2 protein-coding genes are annotated in these 2,941 nt (G+C 39.3%); both read right to left on the bottom strand.

Annotated features, from left to right (window positions below):
- The coding region (locus WBN20_RS09605; protein WP_424281518.1) for a family 43 glycosylhydrolase at positions 1–842 on the bottom strand (842 nt) is incomplete at its 3' end.
- 128 nt (positions 843–970) lie between these two features.
- On the bottom strand, positions 971–2,941 hold a 1,971-nt coding region (locus WBN20_RS09600), incomplete at its 5' end, for an alpha-glucuronidase family glycosyl hydrolase (protein WP_424281517.1).

The following is a 2,941-nucleotide window of genomic DNA, read 5'->3' as shown; positions in this document are numbered from 1 at the left end:
AAATAATACTTTCCATTATACTTATGAACCCATGCAGCTTCAAAGAAACGTCGTTCATTATCACCTGCCAGTATTGGGTTACCATTTTTATCAAGAATCTGCACATCTTTTGGGGTCTCTGCAAATCTTAACATATTATCAGCAAGTTTCGCGATTTTAGGAGTTAAGGCAGGTTGGTCTGTAAGGGGGTAGGTATCTTCTTCCTTATAGGTTCCGCTAGCCCATCGTTGTAACTGACCTCCCCAAATACCCCCAAAATACATATAATAGACACCATCGGTATCTTCAAAAACAGCAGGATCCATACTATAACTTCCTTCTATAGGCTGCTCTTTTGCGTTAAATGGCCCATAAGGATTTTCACTTGTGGCTACGCCAATTTTAAATATATCTGATTTATCCTTGACAGGGAAATAGAAATAATAGATACCATTTTTTTCTGCCGCATCAGGGGCCCACATCTGCCTTCCTGCCCAGGGCACGTCTTTAATGTCCAAAGCAACCCCATGATCTGTAACATTTCCTCCAATACTATCCATCGAGAAAACATGATAATCTTTCATATCAAAGTGACTCCCTAAATCATCTTCCGGAACACCCGATTCAAAATCGTGGGAAGGGTAGATGTACAATTTTCCTTCAAATACGTGTGCGGATGGATCAGCAGTATAGATATCTGAAATTAATGGCAAAGGGTTTACTCTGATGGTTGAGATTGTATCTTCGGGAAGCTTATCTATGGAAGATTCTGATATTTTGTTTGTTGTTTTATCCTTGCATCCAAAGAGTAGGATTGCAGCCAACAATTTCACACTTAAAATTTTAAATTTCAAAGGATCCATAAATTGATTTTAGTTACATTATTTTGTGCTTAAAAGTTATTGATTTCATTTATCAAGGTCCTTAAGTTATCTTCTAAACAAACTGATGAAAGATAATCAAAAAGAATGTTCTTTATTTCCACCGGCACTTAATTCCCGGGGGCATAAGGGAATTTTAATGATTTATAATGCTCCAGGCTTTCTTCCGGTCTTTCCACACCTGGTGGCAGTTCTTTTCCGGAAAATGTTTGAAAATAGAGCAGACAGGCATTCCTCCACCACCTGGCTTCCTGAAGCTGAATTTCAAGAAGCATCCTTACTTCATTGTATTGATCATCAGAAATATAAGTTTTGGCCTGCTTCCAGATGCTAATCATTTCTTCTACCTGGTCAACACCTTTTTGATATTTTAAAGCAATTGCATCCCATAATATTCCTCCATTCTTTAGCTTATAATCCCAGGGTAAATGATGAAACCACAAGAGGTATTCTTCCGGGCAAGTTTCCGGGTCATTGAAAATTTTGGCAATCTCAGGGGCATACTGAGCTGTAGCATTGCTTCCTGAAGGGGTACGATCAAATCCAATACCGTTCTTATCGGCATTGTGGTAATACGTAGGATTCCACTCAGGCCTGCTTAAATCACTCACCCATGGACCCGGACCATAATGATGACCTGTATCCATTAAATGGTGTAAACCCATTGGTGTCATATAGTTAACAACAGCTTCTCTTGAAGTGATCATTATGCTTTTAACAAGCTTAACAAATTCTGGATTATTGGAATAGGTTAAATGCAACCACTCTTCCGCAATTATTTCCGAACTTAAATATGGATCCCATGCCAAACGTCCATATCCATACCAGTTAGCCTGCGCAAAGGGATGCCCAGTCCAATTCATATCTGTCCCAATATTTGCCACTCCGGCCATTCCGGATATTTTTTTATTGAATAACGATCCATCGATAACTTTAGCCACTGTGGTATTTTTGCCTTTTCGAAAGGTCTCAGCGTCTAAAACTTCTTCGTAAAGTTTAGGAAGAAATACCAGATGGGAACTAAAACCAAGATATTCCTGGGTAATCTGGAACTCCATAACCAGTGGTGTATTTGGCATTGCTCCAAACATAGGATGAAAAGGCTCTCTCGGTTGAAAATCAATTGGCCCGTTCTTTACCTGAACCAAAACATTATCCAGGAAATTACCATCATAGGGTACAAATTCTGTATAGGCTTGTTTTGCCCTGTCTGTTGCATCCGTTTCAGAATACACAAAGGCTCTCCAAATTACCAATCCACCAAATGGTTTTAATGCAGATGCCATCATATTTGCCCCGTCTACATGGGTTCTTCCATAATTCTGTGGGCCGGGTTGTCCTTCGGAATTGGCCTTAACCAAAAAACCACCAAAGTCCGGGATAAATTTATAAACCTCTTTTACTTTATTATTCCACCATTCAATTACGTCCTTATCCAAAGGGTCTGCAGTATTCAATCCTCCTATTTCAATGGGAGCTGAAAACCTGGCTGTTAAATATACTTTTATCCCATACGGCCTAAAAACATCAGCTAAAGCAGCTGCCTTTTCTAAATAGTCAGAGTTCAATACCAGGGTATTGGCATTTACATTGGTTAATACAGTGGCATTAATACCTATTGAGGCATTCGCCCGTGCATAGTCTTTATAGCGCTGGTCTATATAAATGGGTAATTTCTGCCAGTTCCAGAGTGAAAACCCGGCATATCCCCTTTCTACAGTGCGGTCAAGGTTGTCCCAATGATTGAGCATTCGTAATTCAATCTTTGGTGTTTCTACGATATTAATCCCATCGAGTGATTTGTGCATTTTCATCAATTGCAACAATTTAAATACTCCGTAAAGTATTCCTACATCTTCGTTCGCAGAAATCAGTAAAATTCCCTTTCCATCCAGGAACACCGATTTAACAATAAATCCTTCTTTGCCAATCCGTTCAAAATCTGTCTTTAGTGTACTCTGTATCTCCTGGTTTAAATCATTTTTCTTAACCACCCACATGGTATTCAATAAATTGGGAGAATCCCGCACATCGGATACTCGTTCTAACATGGCATCCATACCTCTGATAAGTTCATTCCT

The sequence above is a fragment of the Eudoraea sp. genome (assembly GCF_049665975.1).
Lineage (GTDB): Bacteria > Bacteroidota > Bacteroidia > Flavobacteriales > Flavobacteriaceae > Eudoraea.
Note: the sequence above shows the minus strand (reverse complement) of the source record. Positions and strands in the feature narration are given on the sequence as shown.